Origin of the sequence: Chryseobacterium koreense CCUG 49689, assembly GCF_001045435.1 — a bacterium.
Taxonomy (GTDB): Bacteria; Bacteroidota; Bacteroidia; order Flavobacteriales; family Weeksellaceae; genus Kaistella; species Kaistella koreensis.
The window spans coordinates 101,154-119,538 of the sequence record NZ_LFNG01000009.1; the positions used below are offsets into that span (position 1 = coordinate 101,154).

The 18,385-nt window shown below is 42.0% G+C and carries 16 protein-coding genes; 6 read left to right on the plus strand and 10 right to left on the minus strand.

The features are described from left to right. The first annotated feature begins 53 nt into the window (after window positions 1–53). Window positions 54–827 (plus strand): sulfite exporter TauE/SafE family protein, encoded by a 774-nt coding sequence (locus ACM44_RS07870; protein ID WP_048499475.1) that lies wholly within the window; start codon window positions 54–56, stop codon window positions 825–827. A 3-nt stretch (window positions 828–830) separates the two neighbouring features. Here ACM44_RS07870 and ACM44_RS07875 read toward each other — a convergent pair whose 3' ends face one another. The 8 genes from ACM44_RS07875 to ACM44_RS07910 form a co-directional block, all read right to left on the minus strand. Then, window positions 831–1,289, minus strand: a complete 459-nt coding sequence (locus ACM44_RS07875; protein ID WP_048499476.1) for a heme-binding domain-containing protein — start codon at window positions 1,287–1,289, stop codon at window positions 831–833. Next, window positions 1,286–2,971 carry an Ig-like domain-containing domain gene (locus ACM44_RS07880; protein WP_048499477.1) on the minus strand — a complete coding sequence of 562 codons (1,686 nt, stop codon included), beginning with the start codon at window positions 2,969–2,971 and terminating at the stop codon, window positions 1,286–1,288. The genes ACM44_RS07875 and ACM44_RS07880 overlap by 4 nt, the downstream gene beginning before the upstream one ends. Window positions 2,972–2,998: 27 nt before the next feature. Then, on the minus strand, window positions 2,999–4,276 hold the full coding sequence (locus ACM44_RS07885) for a serine hydrolase domain-containing protein (RefSeq protein ID WP_048499478.1): 1,278 nt from the start codon (window positions 4,274–4,276) through the stop codon (window positions 2,999–3,001). Window positions 4,277–4,356: 80 nt separating this feature from the next. Continuing rightward, window positions 4,357–5,313 carry a 2-hydroxyacid dehydrogenase gene (locus ACM44_RS07890; protein WP_048499479.1) on the minus strand — a complete coding sequence of 319 codons (957 nt, stop codon included), beginning with the start codon at window positions 5,311–5,313 and terminating at the stop codon, window positions 4,357–4,359. 32 nt (window positions 5,314–5,345) lie between these two features. Then, window positions 5,346–5,861, minus strand: coding sequence for an acyl-CoA thioesterase (locus tag ACM44_RS07895; protein WP_048499480.1), 516 nt, complete (start codon window positions 5,859–5,861; stop codon window positions 5,346–5,348). Window positions 5,862–5,886: 25 nt separating this feature from the next. Further along, a complete protein-coding gene (locus ACM44_RS07900; RefSeq protein ID WP_048499481.1) occupies window positions 5,887–6,597 on the minus strand; it encodes a hypothetical protein in 711 nt (236 codons plus the stop codon). Window positions 6,598–6,759: 162 nt separating this feature from the next. Further along, window positions 6,760–8,859 (minus strand): TonB-dependent receptor, encoded by a 2,100-nt coding sequence (locus ACM44_RS07905; RefSeq protein WP_048499512.1) that lies wholly within the window; start codon window positions 8,857–8,859, stop codon window positions 6,760–6,762. Window positions 8,860–9,064: 205 nt separating this feature from the next. Then, window positions 9,065–9,442, minus strand: coding sequence for a DUF2752 domain-containing protein (locus tag ACM44_RS07910; RefSeq protein WP_053215450.1), 378 nt, complete (start codon window positions 9,440–9,442; stop codon window positions 9,065–9,067). Between the two features lie 232 nt (window positions 9,443–9,674). Between ACM44_RS07910 and ACM44_RS07915 the strand changes: the two genes are divergently transcribed. From ACM44_RS07915 to ACM44_RS07925, 3 genes are all read left to right on the plus strand, one after another. Next, on the plus strand, window positions 9,675–11,945 hold the full coding sequence (locus ACM44_RS07915) for an aconitate hydratase (RefSeq protein WP_048499482.1): 2,271 nt from the start codon (window positions 9,675–9,677) through the stop codon (window positions 11,943–11,945). A 178-nt stretch (window positions 11,946–12,123) separates the two neighbouring features. Beyond that, window positions 12,124–13,092 (plus strand): tryptophan--tRNA ligase, encoded by a 969-nt coding sequence (gene trpS / locus ACM44_RS07920; RefSeq protein ID WP_048499483.1) that lies wholly within the window; start codon window positions 12,124–12,126, stop codon window positions 13,090–13,092. 36 nt (window positions 13,093–13,128) lie between these two features. Then, the gene (locus ACM44_RS07925; RefSeq protein WP_048499484.1) at window positions 13,129–14,265 is read left to right on the plus strand and encodes a serine hydrolase domain-containing protein; all 1,137 of its coding nucleotides are present in this window, start codon (window positions 13,129–13,131) and stop codon (window positions 14,263–14,265) included. 713 nt (window positions 14,266–14,978) lie between these two features. Here ACM44_RS07925 and ACM44_RS07935 read toward each other — a convergent pair. Continuing rightward, window positions 14,979–15,356, minus strand: a complete 378-nt coding sequence (locus ACM44_RS07935) for a GxxExxY protein (RefSeq protein ID WP_048499514.1) — start codon at window positions 15,354–15,356, stop codon at window positions 14,979–14,981. 462 nt (window positions 15,357–15,818) lie between these two features. Between ACM44_RS07935 and ACM44_RS07940 the strand changes: the two genes are divergently transcribed. Then, window positions 15,819–17,039, plus strand: a complete 1,221-nt coding sequence (locus tag ACM44_RS07940; protein ID WP_048499486.1) for an aminotransferase class V-fold PLP-dependent enzyme — start codon at window positions 15,819–15,821, stop codon at window positions 17,037–17,039. A 177-nt stretch (window positions 17,040–17,216) separates the two neighbouring features. Here the strand turns inward: ACM44_RS07940 and bcp are convergent, their stop codons facing one another. Next, complete coding sequence (gene bcp, locus ACM44_RS07945) at window positions 17,217–17,669, minus strand: thioredoxin-dependent thiol peroxidase (protein WP_048499487.1); 453 nt, start codon at window positions 17,667–17,669, stop codon at window positions 17,217–17,219. A 32-nt stretch (window positions 17,670–17,701) separates the two neighbouring features. On the opposite strand from bcp, the gene nth reads away from it, so the two are divergent. Beyond that, window positions 17,702–18,322: an endonuclease III gene (gene nth, locus ACM44_RS07950; protein ID WP_048499488.1), complete on the plus strand. Its 621-nt coding sequence runs from the start codon at window positions 17,702–17,704 to the stop codon at window positions 18,320–18,322. The last annotated feature ends 63 nt before the right edge of the window (window positions 18,323–18,385 follow it).

An 18,385-nucleotide genomic window follows, 5' to 3' on the forward strand; every position in this document is an offset into this window, starting at 1 on the left:
TTTCAAACGGATTTTTCGAAGTAATTGCATCATTTTTTTCCTAAATTTTCACCATGCAGGAAATCATCATTTGCCTCGTCGCTCTACTCGCTTCCGGACTTACTTTCTTTTCGGGATTTGGTTTGGGAACGATTCTGCTGCCAGTTTTCGCACTTTTTTTTCCGGTGGAGATCGCCGTGGCTTTGACGGCGATCGTGCATTTCCTCAACAATGTCTTTAAATTCTTTCTAGTCGGAAAAAACATCGATAAACAGGTCCTGTTGCATTTCGGGATTCCGGCAATTGCGGCTGCTTTCTTGGGTGCATTTCTCTTGAATTATCTTTCGGAACTAAAGCCGATTTTCGAATATAAGCTTTCAGGAAAAACTTTTGAAATCACCGCAATCAAAGTGATCATCGCATTTTTACTGATTTTCTTCTCCCTTTTTGACCTGCTTCCCAAGTTGAAAAACCTGGAGTTTAATAAAAAATACTTGCCCATCGGTGGATTATTAAGCGGTTTTTTTGGTGGCCTTTCCGGAAATCAAGGCGCTTTGCGTTCTGCATTCTTGATTCGGGTAGGTTTGACGAAAGAGTCGTTTATTGCGACCGGTATCGCGATTGCATGTTTGATCGATATTTCCCGACTATCAGTGTATGCCGAAAACATCAGCAATCACCACGAATCCCTCAATTGGAACCTCGTGATTCTCGCCACTCTTTCCGCTTTTATCGGAGCCTATTTCGGCAATAAAATGCTGAAGAAAATGACGATTTCCTTTTTGCAGAAATTTGTTGCGATCGCTCTGATCATCTTCTCGGTCTTTTTGGGAATAGGGATTTTGTAAATTTCAGTATTTCCCCGACTTCAAAATCTCCTCAAAGTAATTCACCAGCAAGACCCTTTCAGCTTTCGTCAGATTGGCTTCCGAATGCTGCGCAATGTATCCCGGCATCGGCATGGAATAACTCTTGATGGATTTTGCCGAATTCTCGAGCATGCTTTTCTTTAAATCTTGATTGTAATTCGCCCACTCCGAAAAATTCAAATGTTCTCTGCCTTCATTGATATGGTGTTTGATGGACCAGGAAATTGGTGCAACAAAAGCATATTTCGGATAAACAGTCTCGTTGGAATGACAATCGTAACAAGCTTTTTTCAGAATTTCTTGCACATTTTTAGGCGTTTGAAAAACGGACACAAAATTTATCTTTTGATCGATGGGTTTATTGGTTCGGTCAACCGGGATGAATTGGATCAGCGCAATTACAATCAAAAACCAATAAACAATATTCAAAAAGGTTTTCATTTAGATTTAATATTTTTCGGCACAGTGTCGGTGGGAGTTGCAGGCAATTGCGGAGTGGTTTCCGGTCCGTCCTTTTTGGGATTCAGATTCCAGATCTCGCGAATTTCCCACAGCGGTCGAATATCTATTTTCTTTTCAAAAACATACACCTCTTCCGCAAATTCATTGTTTTCAAAATCGGCAGTGTCCCAACTTCCGTTTTCATTATTGTCCACCAAAATCCTCAATTGGTATTTTCCGGGTTTTACCGCATTGAAGGTTTGCTTGGTTTCCTTTCCAAATTTGGAATAGGCCACATCTCCTGTTTCGTTCAGCATCTGCAACCAAAAATGATGAGTGGGCGCATTTTCCAGCGTCACGAAAAACGTACCGTAATTTTCAGTTTTATCTGTCTGAAAATCAAAACGGTAAGATTTTGCATTGCTTTCAAAAAAGGAGGAAACGGTTTCTTTCGGTACCGTCAAAGAGTATTTTTTTCCTTCCTTAAAATTGGATGAAAGCCTTATTTCAAAAGGATTTTTCTCGGATACTTTTGCGGTAAATTCTTGCTGGATGCTGTCTGAAACCAGTTTCCATTTTTCGGGCTGAATTTTATCCACGTAATAATTCGAGCTGAATACGAAGTCTTGGTTGGGTGGCAGCAGATTTCCTTTTGCATTAGAAAGTGTCATCTCATTCTTTGCATTGAACCGGTAAAACATGGAGGCTGAATCTTTCTTTACCCCATTGTCATAAGCAAATTTCAGATTTTCACTTTGGGTAATTCCCAGGTTTTCCTTTTTCGCATCAAACCAAATATATAGGGAATCGGATTTTGGAACATGGGTGACTTGGTAATTTTCTGGTCTGTTTCCTTTTGCAGTTACTTTCACTTCATCCGGATTTCCTTCAAAAAGCATCAGGATTCCGCCCGGAACTTCCTTCATTTCAGTATATCTCACCTTTTTTTTGGAGGGAAAAAGATCTATTTTTAACCCCGAAATGCTTTGATTCAAATCCAATTCTTCCTTGAGGAAACCCACACTTTCCTTACCCGCATCAAAAACCGAATTCGAATTGGCATCTTCAAACGCCAAAATCCGGTATTTTCCCGGCGACAGGTAATTCAGTTCAAAATAACCGTCCGGATCCGCTTTGGTAATGTAGTAGGGTTTTTGCCGGTAATTCATGGTATCTTTTACTTGATAAAGTCCCACGACCAAACTTTTTTCATCTGCTTTCGCATCCTTATTGGGAATTAAGGTTTTTACTTCGCCACTGATGTATAAATCGTCGATTTTCTCACCGGTCGAAAACGCGAAATTATAATATTTAAGGGCGTTGCCTTCATTATTATCCACGATGGCATTCCCGAAATTGAAATTATAGGTCGTGTTGGCTTGAAGCATTTCATCCCACTTAATCAGCAAGTATTTATTCGCCACTCCGGAGGGAAGAATTTTCTTGATTTTGATCGGCGGAGAAATAATGAGGTTTTTATTGATTTCTTTCAGCGTGATGTACTCATCAAAATCAATGCGGAGTTCCCTGATGTCTATCGGAACACTGATTCTGGCGGAGTCTATATTGCTTCCCACCACTCTCGGTGGAATCGTGTCTTTGTTGCCGCCAACCGGCGATCCGACTCTGGCACACGAAAACAATAACCAACTGAATATAAAAAGAAGAAGTATTCTCTTCATTGATAAATTTTGAACAAAAGTAAGAAATTATTCGCTGTAAGAATCGGGATTTCCTTGCGGATTCGCTTTCCGCAAACTGTCATTTTCGTTCATTTCTTTGCGGAATTTTTGCATTTCATAAGGGAAATTTTCAAACAGTCCGGAAAGCGTCAATGCGGAATAAACCTTACTGGAATATTTATTTCCGATGGCCACAATGGTCACTTTCGATTTTAGCAAATGTCCGAAAACCGAGTTCGTTCCATGCCACCATCCGTTGTGGTAGGTCAATTTCTCATTCGCATCGAAAACCTTCATCCGGAAACCGATACCGTAATTATTTACTCCCGGCCTTTCATTGCTGTGCGGTTGGAAGACCAAATCGTACAAATCATGCCGAAGGAAGTTTTTCGCATACATCGCTTTGGAAAAATTCAGCAAATCTCTCGGCGTGGTATAAACATTTTTATCGCCGTAAATCAAATCCAGCCGGTCATAGGGATAAACTTTCGGTCCACGTTGGTAAAAAGATTTGGCAGCAGTCGGGATATCTTTCTCTTGAAAAATGTAGGTGTTTTTCATTTTTAAAGGTCGAAATACAATTTGCTGCATCGCCTCCGGAAAAGGCATTCCTGATACTTTTTCGATAATCAAAGCAAGGAGCGCGAAATTCGTGTTGCAGTATTCAAATCCCGTGTCGGTATCGCGGGAAAGATCCGGTTTGTACCGAATCAGCATCCGGAGCATATCCTGATTGCTGATGAATTTTTTGGAAAGTTCAGCCGGTTTCGGTTCTATTTTTTCTATGAAATACTCATATTTCGGCAAACCGCTTCTTTGGGTTAAAAGATTGAAAACCGTGACTTTAGGATAAGGAAAATCCGGAATGAATTTAGTGACATGGTCATAAAGACCAATCTTTCCGCCTTCCACCAATTTCAAGGTTGCCATGGCGGTAATCGGTTTGGAAACGGAAGCCACATGAAGCGGAACATTCGCCGTGATGGGTTCCCCATTTTGGTCCTGACCGAATCCACGGTAGTTTTCGTATAGAATTTGATCGCCTTTCGCCACCAAAAATCCACCCCACAAATCACCTTTTTCCCAAACATTTTCATAATATTTTCTAATTACGGAAACAATGGAATCCCGGTTTTCGAGTTGCTCGTCTTTGCGACTGAAGACATCGTCCAGATCAATATTTCCGAAATTGGGCAACTCGGTTTTTGAGCTCGATTCGGAGTCATTGTTCGCGGAATCCTTTTTACAGGAAAGAAGTACAAAATTGAATAGGATGAGCACCGAAATGCTTTTGAGAAACTTCATCTGAAAATTTTGGGGTCAAAAATCTCCGCAAGTTAAGAAGTTTTCAGAGAGTTTTTTAGGACTGAAGTCATAAAGATTTGTTAAGAAACGGCAAACTCCGCCAAAATTTTATCCACAATCACCTGAGCCAACTTTTCCTTGCTTTGGATCGTCCAACCCGCAATATGGGGGGTCACGATTACTTTTTCTGAATTCAAAAGAAACTTCAGATCCTCATTTTCATGGTTGCCGGGTGAAGAAGGAGCATCCAGATTTTCAAAAGATGCCTTTTCATATTCAAGGACATCCAGCGCCGCGCCTTTTATCTTTCCTTTTTTAATGGCTTCAACCAGATCTTTGGTTTTCACATTTTTTCCCCGCGCCGTGTTCACGAAATAGAAATCTTTTTTCATCGCCGAAATGAATTCTTCATCGATCAAGTGGTGAGTTTCCGGAGTTATCGGAGTATGCAGACTTAAAATATCAGTTTCATTTTTGAGCGTTTCCAGCGAAACCTGGGTTCCTGATTCATCTGAAAGATTAGGCAAGATATCATGAAAAATAACATTCACACCAAACCCGGAAAGCCTTTTTGCAACTGCTTTTCCCATATTTCCGTAACCAATGATCCCGAATGTTTTCCCCTTCAGTTCGTCACCGCGGTTTTCCTCACGCCTCCAGATTCCGCTTTTCACCTCATCGGACGCAATGAACAACCGGTTCATCAGAATCAGCAACATTCCCAGAACGTGTTCCGCAACTGAATCACGGTTTCCTTCCGGTGAACTGATCACTTTTATGCCTGAACTTTTAGCAAAATCAACATCGATATTTTCCAGTCCCGCTCCCACTCTTGCAATGAATTTGAGATGGGTCGCGTGTTCCAGAAAGTTTCTGTCGATGGGGATCCTGCTTCTGATAATGATTCCATCATAATTTGAAATCTTTTGCAGAACTTCATCATAAGGTGAATCAAAATCTTCCTCGAACTCAAAACCTTTCGGAGAAAGCTGTTCCGTAATTAAAGGATGGTTTTTGTCCAGTAGCAGTACTTTCATGCTGATGCAAATTTATCGATTTTGGTACTGTATTATTCTTGGAACAGTTTGCGCAATTCCACCGAATCCATCGGTTTCATTCTTCCGGATAGGATCAACGAAAGTTCCTTTCGCCTCAAAGCGGCTGCAAATCTGGATTTTTCCACTTCTGTTTCGGGCTCCATCTGTGGAATCGGAATGGGCCGGTTGAATTCATCCACTGCCACAAAAGTGTAGATCCCTTCATTGGTGTGGATTTTCCGCTGATTAATCGGGTCGTCTAACCACACATCCACATAAATCTCCATGGAGGTTGAAAAAGCTCTGGAGACTTTGGATTCCAAAACCACGATGCCGCCTTCCGGAATGGGTTCATTGAACGAAACATGATTCACAGAAGCAGTGACCACTCTTCTTTCGCAGTGTCTGGCTGCTGAAATCGAAGCGCACCGGTCCATTTTTGCAAGCAGTTCGCCGCCGAAGAGATTCCGCAAAGAATTGGTTTCGTTGGGCAGCACGATATTCGTCATGACGGTCAGGGATTCTGACGCTTTTTTTATTTTTCCCATTGAGTTCTAAGGTGTTTTGAACATTTCATTTTGTCACCTGATTTTCAGGTGCAGTTACAGGATTCGCATGGAGGTCGGCATGAATGGAATCGGTATTGATTTTCGGGGAATCCACTTTCACAGGAGTTTTCACCAGCTTCTTTTGGGGTTTCTGATCCGGAATTTTGTCGAAAGATTTCTTGCCAAAAATAAATTCGGGTTGGGTTATTCCAAAATAGGTAATGGCCCCGATTCCTATCAGCAAGGTCAAAACCCACCATCGGGAACTATTGAATTGATAGGCGCTTTTCTCAGGATTTTTCTTGGTTTTGGGTTTTGGGTTCTTGATCTCAGAAATGTTGATCTGTTCCAGTCCATAAAAATCCGGCGAAAGATGCGCGGTCCTTAATCCCGAAAAATTGATTTTTTCGTCATTCAAGAAAAATGTCCCGAGATGCTCCACCGCAAGCGTTTTCTCTTTGTACAAAGTCCCGTTCCAGTAATTGATCATTTTCCTGACCTCAATTTCCGCATCAATCTGCGGGATTTTCTTTTCCGCTGAAACATAACTCGGAAAGTCTGTGCTTTCCCACTCGAAATCCGTCGTGAAAGCTATTTCACTTCCTGGAGGCAGAATATGCGCTGCATCCTGATCCACCTTTGCATTGGCATTTTTCAAATAAAAGGTTCCGAAACCACTGATGGAAGTGGCGCCATTTTGCCGCAGCGAATCGAGAATGAGGGAAGAAAGTTTCATACCATGGCAAATTTATGTTTTTTGCGGACTTTATCAAAATAAAAAAAGACCGCATTTCCGCAGTCTTCTTCTAGGATTAGATCTCAATTACTTTGCAAATTTCACCAATCCAGTTCCGGAAACCATTTTGATTTTACGGAGATTCCCGCCGGTTTTCAGGATCTATTGGAATAAAATACTCATCCCAAACAAAAAGTTGATTCCTGCCTGTGAAAAATAAATCGGTCCATCCCACACATAACCATTATTGACATATTTTTTGTTAAACAGATTATTGACCAGCAACTTAAAATCAACAGGGGTCCTATTTAGGTTTAAGGTATATTTCGCGTTAAAATCGGCGAGGAAATAATCGGGAAGCTTTAGATTTTCGGCATGGGTGTTGTCCAAAAATTGGCTTCCAACATATTGATTTTGAATTCCTAAACTAAAATTTTTACTCGGACTGAATTGGAGCAGAATATTTCCGATGACGTTTGGTGAAAAAGAAATTGGAGTATTCCCCAGATGTTCAATCCCGGAATCGGTTTCGTTTTTGAAATCTTTGTTTTCATTTTTGCTTAAAGTGAGATTTCCCGAAAGGTTCCACTGCTCAGAAATTTTCGCCATTGCGCCAAGTTCAATTCCCATTCTGTAACTTTTACCGGAATTCACGCGGATAAATTCGCCCACATTATTGATTTGCCCGTTCAAAACCAGCTGATTCACATAATTCATATAGTACAGATTCGTGGTGAACGAAAAATCCCCGAACGATTGCTCAATTCCCACCTCGTAATCGTGGAGTTTTTCCGGTTGGGTTTCCGGATTGGCAAACAGGTCGTCGCGGTTCGGCTCCCGGTGTGCGTGTGCATAGGAAAGAAAGATTTTTCCATGTGGAATTTTGTAATTCACCCCAAATTTCGGATTGAAGAAAAGCCACTTCTGATCCAAATCTGCACCTTCACCGTCTCCAGACTGCAAAATCGTGGTATTGTACTGAATGTTTCTCAATTGCAAATCTCCAAAGAATTCATAATCACCGGCCTTAAAAATGGCTTTCGCAAAACCGGCCATTTCGTTTTTCACCGAGTGGTTTCGGTAATACTCAAACTCGTTGATCTGTGGGAAATAAACGCCGGTCACATCACCGTGATGCCATCCATCATACCGGTTTGCAACAATCCCAAAATTCAGGTCCAAGTTTTCAAATTTCCCGTAAAGAGTAGAAACTCCGCCATAGAAATCGTTATCCAGCCATTTTTTCCTGATGAAGTCGCTTCGCGTTATTCCGCCCTGATTGGGCAGATTGTATTTTGAAAACTTCGCATCCTGTTTGTAGTTTTCGTAGTAGCCTTTTCCTTTGGTATAATGGAATGTCGTCTCCAGATTCCAGTGTTCATTGAAATTCTGGTTCCACAGCAACTGGTAATGGTTTTGACGATAATTGTCGGTTTCGTTGTCATAATACCCTATGATATTTTCCCAATTCGAATCATAAATCGCACCGGAAGGATTGAATTTCGGGTTGGTTTCCCAAGTTGCCTTGTCGATGCCGTTCCACGCTTGGTAGGTTTTTTCTTTTCCGCCAAAAGCGATGAAACGGATTTTAGTCTTATTCTCCTCGAAAAGTGCGGTGAAATTATAGGAATCCAGATCCGAAAAAGCGCGGTCAATATAGCCATCGGAATGGATTTTTGCGTACCTTCCCATCACGGAAAGCCGGTTGTTCCAGAATTTCCCGGAACCGATTTCAGCCGCGTACTTATAGGTGTTGAAAGATCCGTAAGAATTATCCGATTTTACGTAGAATTTCTCATCGGGATCTTTCGAAATCACATTCACGCTTGCTCCAAATGCGGAAACGCCGTTTGAAGAGGTTCCCACGCCGCGCTGAATCACAATTTGCGATGCAGAACTCGTCAAATCCGGAACATCCACAAAGAAAGTTCCCTGGCTTTCGGAATCATTGTAAGGAACGCCGTTCATCATCACATTAATCCCGTTTCCACCCACTCCGCGAATCCTGAATCCGGTGTAACCAACACCATTTCCGGCATCGGAAGTCGAAATGACCGACATCTGGTTTTTCAGCAAAATCGGCAGATCCTGACCGAGATTTTTTGGATCCAGATCGCGCTGAACATTAATGATTTCTTTAGCGACAGGAAGTCGTTTGGTAAAGTTGATGGACTCAATTTCGGTCGTCTTAACCGAGTCCTTTTGAATTTGTGCATAAAACACAGCCGGACTCAGAAGTCCTAAAAAAAATAATCCTTTCATTCTTTTAATTTTTAAGATTAATTGAATAAAAGGGGTGATTATGGAAATGTGCAGTACAAAAATAAAATTACGCAGATATTCGTATTTCAAAATTTGCACGTCCCTAAACAGCATTACCTGTTCCAGGTTCATTGGGTATAATCTCAGCTTTTCACGGCACCCCTTTATTTCTGCATGCGAAACTACAAAAAATAAAATGATTTTTTTACAGATTCCGAAAAATAAAATAGAAAACAATGATCCCGAGAATCAGCAGTAGTGAGTTCAGACCAAATAAAAAACGGTTTGCTTTTGGAAAACGGTCCCTAACCCCGCGAAAACCAAAAGCCATTGCCAAAACCGCATAAGGAATAGAAATGACCATTAACGCATTGTACTCAAAAGCCTTCTTGAAGTTTAAATGGAGCAATTGGTGAAAAGCCCTTTGCGAACCACAACCGGGGCAGTTCAACCCGGTAATCGATTTAAACGGACAAGCCGGAAAAAAAGAATGATCCGCCGGATTCAGTAAAAAATACACCGAACCCACAACCAGAATTAGAAGAATAAATAGAAATCGGCTGTTATTCTTAAGAAATGACATCAGTTCAGGCAGATTTTAATAATTGGTTAAAAATATAAATATCTGATTTAAGGTGCAAATGAGCCTTATTGCCGCTGAACTTTCACCGGATATTCAACTCAAACCGCCTTAGTAATCACCTGAAATAGATGTTCCACATTCTATTTATATTTATTCTAAATGAACAATGGCTATACCTTGCTGAAAAATTTCGTATTTTTGAACTTCGAAATTTTCATTAAAATATACCGATATGACTTTTGACATTGATATGATTAAAAAGGTGTATGCCCGCTATCCGGAAAGAATAGAGGCAGCACGAAAAGCAGTTGGAAAGCCCCTCACTCTTTCAGAAAAAATCCTTTATTCCCACCTTTGGGAAGGAAAAGCCAAGCAGTCTTATGAAAGAGGAAACTCTTATGTGGATTTCGCGCCAGATAGAGTTGCGATGCAGGATGCAACCGCACAAATGGCTCTTCTGCAGTTTATGCAGGCAGGAAAGGCAAAAGTAGCGGTGCCGTCAACGGTGCACGCAGACCACCTCATCCAGGCAAAAGTGGGCGCCGAAAAGGATTTACAGGTAGCTTTAAATAAAAACTCAGAGGTTTTCAACTTTCTGAGCTCCGTTTGCGATAAATACGGTATCGGATTCTGGAAACCGGGAGCAGGAATTATCCACCAAGTGGTTCTTGAGAACTACGCATTCCCGGGAGGAATGATGATTGGAACAGACTCACACACGGTAAACGCCGGCGGATTGGGAATGGTAGCCATCGGAGTAGGTGGCGCAGATGCGGTGGATGTGATGTCCGGAATGGCTTGGGAACTGAAAATGCCGAAATTGATCGGTGTAAAACTCACCGGAAAATTAAACGGGTGGACCGCTCCAAAAGACATCATTCTTAAAGTTTCAGGAATTTTAACCGTGAAAGGTGGAACCGGATGCATCATCGAGTATTTCGGTGAAGGAGCACAATCCATCTCCGCAACGGGAAAAGGAACCATCTGCAACATGGGTGCAGAAGTGGGAGCCACTACTTCTACTTTCGGATATGACGATTCCATGAGAAGATATCTCGCCGCAACCGGAAGACAAGACATTGTGGATGAAGCAGATAAAATCGCCGAACACTTAACCGGTGACGCAGAAGTTTATGCAAATCCTGAACAATATTTCGACCAAGTTATTGAAATCGACCTGAATGCTTTGACCCCTCATTTGAACGGACCTTTCACTCCGGATTTGGCGACTCCAGTTGCAGAATTCCACGATAAGGCAGTGGCAAACGGTTGGCCAATCGAAGTGGAATGGGCATTGATCGGTTCTTGTACCAACTCCTCTTACGAAGATTTGTCCAGAGCAGCTTCCATTGTGGAAGATGCATTCGCAAAAGGGGTGAAACCTAAAGCGATTCTGGGAATTAACCCAGGTTCCGAGCAGGTGAAATTCACCGCGGAAAGAGACGGATTCCTGGATTCTTTCAGGAAATTTGAATCCGCAAGAATCTTTACCAACGCTTGTGGACCGTGCATCGGACAATGGGACCGAGAAGGTGCAGACAAAGAAGAGAAAAACTCCATCATTCACTCTTTCAACAGAAACTTTGCGAAAAGAGCGGACGGAAACCCAAATACACACGCTTTCGTGGCATCGCCGGAAATGGTTGCTGCAGTGGCGATCGCAGGTCGTTTAGACTTTAACCCCATCACCGATACTTTGACCAACGAAAAAGGGGAAGCCGTAAAATTGAGCGAACCTGTTGGACTTGAGCTCCCTCCAAAAGGATTTGACGTGGATGACAACGGCTATCAAGCGCCTTCTGAAGACGGATCCAACGTGGAAGTTATCGTAAGTCCTACTTCGGACAGGTTACAGATTCTGGAAGAATTCCCAGCTTGGGACGGACAAAACATTACCGGTGCCAAAGTTTTGATTAAGGCTTTCGGAAAATGTACAACCGACCACATTTCCATGGCGGGACCTTGGTTGAAGTACAGAGGCCACCTCGACAATATTTCAAACAACATGTTGATCGGGGCAGTGAACGCTTACAACATGGAAACCAATAAAGTGAAAAACGAAATTACCGGCGAATACGGTGAAGTTCCCGCAGTTGCAAGAGCTTACAAAGCCGCAAAAATCCCAACCATTGTGGTAGGTGACGAAAATTACGGCGAAGGTTCTTCCAGAGAACATGCCGCAATGGAGCCGAGACATTTAGGGGTGAAAGCTGTTTTGGTAAAATCATTTGCGCGTATCCATGAAACCAACCTGAAAAAACAGGGAATGCTTGGATTGACTTTCGCAGATAAGGCAGATTACGACAAAATCCAGGAAGATGACACAGTGAATTTCCTAGATTTGGACCAATTTGCACCGGGAAAACAGATTACCCTGGAATTCGTTCACGCAGACGGAACCAAAGATATCGTGAAAACGAACCATACCTATAACGAACCTCAAATCGAATGGTTTAAAGCAGGCTCCGCGCTGAATTTGATCAAGCAGATGGAAGCGAATTAAATAATCAATTAAGGCGTTTGAATCCTTTAATGATTCAAATAATGAAACCGTTCAGTAATGAGCGGTTTTTTTTTACCCTGAACTTAATAAAAATCAACACCACAATTCATTTCCGCCAAAATTTACTTTTGCGTATTTTTGCGGGAATTTGTTATCATTCAATATTTATTTTTAAAAAATGTCACGAATCCTCACCGGAATACAGGCTACAGGAACACCGCACCTCGGAAACCTCTTGGGGGCGATTATTCCCGCCATCGAACTATCTAAAAATCCAGAAAACGAATCGTTCCTTTTCATTGCCAACCTTCATTCTTTGACCCAAATTAAGAATGCGGCGGAATTAAAGCAAAACACTTACGAAATCGCTGCTGCATGGCTTGCTTGCGGACTCGATACGGAAAAAACTTTTTTCTACAGACAAAGCGATATTCCGGAAGTCTGCGAACTTTCCTGGTACCTGTCGTGTTTTTTCCCGTACCAAAGGTTGACTTTGGCACATTCGTTTAAAGACAAAGCCGACCGTCTGGAAGATGTGAACGCCGGGCTTTTCACCTATCCCGTTTTGATGGCAGCAGATATTTTGCTCTATGACGCCGAGATTGTTCCCGTGGGAAAAGACCAATTGCAGCATCTGGAAATGGCGAGAGACATGGGCGCAAGATTCAACCATCAAATGGGCGAAGTTTTCGTGCTTCCACAAGCCGAACTGCAGGAGGACACCAAATACGTTCCCGGAACCGATGGTCAAAAAATGTCGAAATCCAGAGGAAATATCATCAATATTTTTCTTCCCGAAAAGCAGCTGAAAAAGCAGGTCATGGGAATTGAAACCGACTCCAAATCACTGGAAGAACCGAAAGACCCGGAAACCGACAAAGTTTTTGCCTTGTATGAATTAATCGCGACGCCTGAACAAACTGAAGTGTTAAGGCAAAAATACCTCGCCGGAAATTTTGGTTACGGACACGCGAAAACAGAACTGCTGAATTTGATTTTAGAAAGATTCAAAACGGAAAGGGAAAAATTCGATTACTACATGAACAACCTGCCCGAATTGGAAGAAAAACTCCGGGAAGGTGCAGAAAAAACAAGAACCATCGCCGCACAAACTTTAGAGAAGGTCAGAAAAAGTCTGGGCGTTTGATTTCCCACTTTTTAATGGGTCTAAAAGATTAATTGAATGCTAAAAAAAACGCTTCAAGGTTTTGCCGCCGCCTTGGCTTTACTGATCGCACTTGCTTACAGTTTCGGTTACGACTACCTGTTCAAGGGAATTCGCGAAACCTACTTGCGGGGAGAAACCGGCTCATCCATTGAGGACGGAAACTATTTCCCATCGCACCTCATCGCGAAAGGGCAACCGATTCCCTGGCAAAAAGATTCACTTTACAACAAAAAACCTTTACCGAACGATTTAGTTGATGCCTTGAATAAATCAAAAACAGTTTCCTTTCTCGTCATCAAAAATGGGAAACTCCTTCATGAAGAATACTGGGACCACTACAACCAAAATTCAAAAACCAATTCTTTTTCAATGGCAAAAGCAGTCAATGTGATGCTTCTGGGAAAAGCAATAGAGGAGGAAAAAATCAAAGGTCTGGACCAGAAATATTCGGATTTTTTCGAAAACTATAAAAATGTGGAATTCGGGAAAGACCTCACCATTGGCGATTTGGCTAAAATGGAAGCCGGTCTCGACTGGACTGAAAACTATAAAAACCCGTTCCTTCCCAATGCAAAAGCATATTACGGGAAATCTTTAGCAGAAGCCGTTTTCCTGCGCGGATTCAAGGAAAAACCGGGAACCAAATTCGAATATCAAAGCGGCGCTTCCCAACTTCTGGGATTCGCCATCAGAAAAGCGATTGGCAAATCCATAGCGGAATACACCTCCGAAAAACTCTGGAAACCTCTCGGAATGGAGCAAAACGCAGACTGGACCGTGGATGAAAACGGAATGGAAAAAACCTTTTGCTGCATCCAGTCCAATTCCCGTGACTTCGCAAAACTCGGACAATTGTTTTTGGATGGCGGAAAAGTCGGGAACCTGCAAATAATGAATCCGGCTTTCCTGGAAGAAATGAAAACGCCCACCAAACTATCAAACGGAGTTTATGGAATGGGACTTTGGATCAATGAGGATGCCCCGATCAAACATTACTATTTTCGCGGGCTTTATGGACAATACATCATCATCATTCCCGAAAAACAAATGGTGCTGGTGAGAACCGGAACCTATAAGGATGAACAGCAGGATGAGAAAGGACGGCCGCAACTGGTGAGGTTCATGGTGGATGAAGTGCTGAAGAACTTCTGATTAAGCTGGAGTTCCGGTTGGTGCATTTGATTTCTAACACTCCTTTTTGTTTGCTAATTGATCCTATTTTTCTTGACGCAAAGTTTTATGTTTTGCAACGCACTATTTTAAGAAGGCAAAGTCTGGTCCGCTGCCGCGGACTGATCAAGCGTTTGGTGGGATGCCGCCGTATTTGGAATTTAAGGCGCGCCAAGAACATTGTTCTTTCTAGTGTTTTTAAACTTCGTTTTGTTTGCGAATTGATCCTAATTTCTTGACGCAAAGCTTTATGGTTTGCACCGCACTATTTTAAGAAGGCAAAGTTTGGTCCGCTGCGGCGGACTGATCAAGCGTTTGGTGGGATGCCGCCGTATTTGGAATTTAAAGGTGCGAAAAACATTGTTTTTTCTAGTGTTTTTAACTTCGTCTTGTTTGCGAATTGATCCTATTTTTCTTGATGCAAAGTTTTATGTTTTGCAACGCACTATTTTAAGAAGGCAAAGTTTGGTCCGCTGTGGCGGACTGATCAAGCGTTTGGTGGGATGCCGCCGTATTTGGAATTTAAGGCGCGCCAACAACATTGTTTTTCCTTGTCCCTTTAAAATAATTTTTGTTTGCAAATTGATTTAATTTTTTCTGACGCAAAGTTTTATGTTTTGTGCTGCACATTTAAGTAGACAAAGATTTCCGACAAGACGGTTGATCAAGCGTATGAGGGAACAGTGCAAATCTGGTTACAGATTATTTACGACCCGATGGATTCCGTTTTTCAGCAATGCGCTGTTAAAATTAATAATCAACCCGAGTTTAATTCCCGACAGTTTTAAATAAGTTTTTGTGCGTAAAAAATCGGTTGGATGTATTTCATGAACCGACTTATTCTCTACAATTACTTTTTCCTCTACAATCATATCGATCCGATAAGCTTTGTCAATTTGGGTTTCCTTGTAAATAGTCGGTTGATAAACTTGTGTCCTCACCTGAAAACCCAACTTTTCCAACTCATATAAAAGCGCAGCTTCATAGGCGCTTTCCAAAAGTCCAACACCTAATGTTCGGTGTACTTCCAAAGCAGCACCAATGATCGCATAGGAAAGCTCGTTTTCAGTCATCTCTATTTTCCGATAAAAATAGAAATTTATTTTCAATTCAAACACCCACTTAATCAACCGACTTGTCGGAAAACTTCGCCTCCTTAAAAACAATTGCCTCCTTAAAAACAACGCGCCGCATCAATAAAACTTTGCGCAAAAATTTCCCTTAAAAATCAAAAACCAGAAGCATCCAATTTCCACAATTCAACCACCAGCTTAATCAACCGACCTGTCGGAAAACTTTGCCTCCTTAAAAACAATGCGCCGCATCAATAAAACTTTGCGTAATAATTCCCCTTAAAAATCAAAAACCCAGCGTCCAATTTCCTCAATTCAACCACCAGCTTAATCAACCGACCTGTCGGAAAACTTTGCCTCCTTAAAAACAACGCGCCGCATCAATAAAACTTTGCGTATTATCTCCATTTAAGATTTGATATCTTTTATTTCCGTAAATTTGAACCATTCTAAATAATAAAAATGTTCGATTTACAAAATATCAGAAAACAGTTTCCAATCTTATCCCAAAAAATAAACGGCAAAGACTTGGTCTATCTAGATAATGCAGCGACCTCACAAAAACCTGTGCCGGTATTGGATTCGTGGCAAAAATACTACACCGAAACCAATGCAAACGTTCACCGCGGCATCCATACTTTGAGCCAGATTGCAACTGAAGAAATGGAACTTTCAAGGCAAAAAGTTCAAAAATTCATCAATGCTAAAAATCATTTCGAAGTCATCTTTACCAAAGGAACCACGGAAGGCTTAAACCTCATCGCATATTCTTTGACCAATTGGATCAAAGCAGGGGATGAAATCATCATCTCACACCTGGAACACCACTCGAATATTGTGCCATGGCAAATGCTCTGTGAAAGAACCGGCGCCAAACTGAAAGTGATTCCCATGGATGAAAACGGAACCTTGCAACTCGATTACCTGGATGATAATTTGAGCGAAAAAACCAAAATCGTTTCCGTCAACCAGGTTTCCAATGCTTTGGGGATTGTGAATCCCATTGAGCAAATTATTGCGAAGACCCGCGCAAATTCAAACGCCTTCATCGTCATAGACGGTGCGCAATCTGTTCCCCACCAGAAAATTGACGTTCAGAAAATGGACTGCGATTTCTTCGTTTTCTCCGGGCACAAAATGTATGCGCCGATGGGAACCGGAATTCTTTACGGAAAAGAAGAAGTGCTTAAAAAAATCCAGCCTTTCCATGGCGGTGGCGAAATGATTGCGACCTGCACCTTCGAGAAAACGACTTATGCAGACTTGCCGTTTAAGTTTGAGGCAGGAACACCAAATGTCGGCGGAAATATTGCTTTGGGCGCCGCGATCGATTTCATGGAAAATATCGGACAGCAAAATATTCAAAATCACGAAAACGCCTTGCTGGATTATGCCCAGAAAAAACTCTTAGAAATCGACGGCTTGAAAATCTATGGCGAAAAAGCGGTGAGAACCGGCGTGGTTTCCTTCAACCTGGAAGGAGTTGGGATTTCGTCCGACGTGGGAATGATCCTGGACAAACTGGGAATCGCCGTGAGAACCGGCCACCACTGCACCCAGCCGATTATGAATTTCTTCAATATTGCCGGAACCGTTCGTGCGAGCTTTGCGGTGTACAACACTTTTGAAGAAATCGATATTTTGGCGGATGGAGTCAGGAAAGCGCAACGAATGCTTTCTTGATTACTCACCGGTTTTCTTGCCACGAATTCACGAATAATACATTCAAAGTAGCACGAACGCATCATATTTTAAACTACAAAACCTGCCGGAAGACAGGATTTGTGGTTTAAGTAATCTTTATCATTTTAATGCATTTCACATGCCTTCAAAGCAAAATTCATGCATTCGGAGTAATTTCTAAGCAGACTCCAAAATCTGTTCAGCGGCGATTTTTGATTTCACATCTGAAATTACTCTGGTGCAGATCCCCTTTTCATCGAAAAGAAAAGTAGTCCGCACAATTCCCATGTAAGTTTTCCCGAAAGTGTTTTTCTCTTGCCAAACCCCGAATTTTTCAATGACTTCATGATTTTCATCGGACAGCAAATCATATTTAAAACCAAACTTTTCGTGGAAGTTTTTTTGCCTTTTCACCGAATCCGCAGAAATCCCCAACAGTTGGAATCCCGCTTTCCTTAATCCCGAAATATGGTCATTGATATTGCAGGCTTCCACAGTACAGGTCGGGGTATTCGCTTTCGGATAAAAGAAAATCACGAGCTTTTTACCCAAAAGTTGGGAAGACTTTATGGTTTTACCGTCTTGATTTTGCAGCTCGAAATCCGGGAGCTGGTCGCCAATCTTAAGCATAATTCTTAATTTTGTGTAAAGTTACTTTTTATATGACCAAAAAACAAAGAGCCGAAACCGTTTTACGCGAGCTCGAAAAACTATATCCCGAAGTCCCGATTCCTTTAAACCACAAAGATCCTTTTACCCTTCTCGTCGCGGTGGCACTTTCTGCCCAAACCACGGACAAAAAAGTGAACCAGATTACCCCGAAACTTTTCGAAAAAGCAGACACTCCGGAGAAAATGGCGAAACTGGAATTCGAAGAAATCCGCGAGCTGATCAAAGAAATCGGCTTAACCAACCAAAAGGCAAAAAACCTGAAAAGCATGTCGGAAATCCTGGTGGAAAAACATGCCGGAATCGTTCCACAGACTTTTGAAGAACTGGAAGAACTGCCCGGAGTTGGCCACAAAACGGCAAGCGTGGTGATGAGCCAGGCTTTTGGATTTCCTGCATTTCCGGTGGACACCCACATCCACCGATTGATGAAACAGTGGAAACTCACGGAAGGAAAAAATGTGGCGGAAACCGAAAAGGACGCCAAAAAGCTCTTTCCAGAAAGCACTTGGAACAAGGTGCACCTGCAGATTATTTTTTACGGAAGAGAATATTCGCCGGCGAGAGGAAGCCGGGAAAAAGACTTCCTGACGAAAATGGTGTTGGGGAATTAGGGAGAAAATAGAATTCAAAAAATGAGCGCTCAAGAAAATTTCCAGAGCGCTGAATTTTTAATA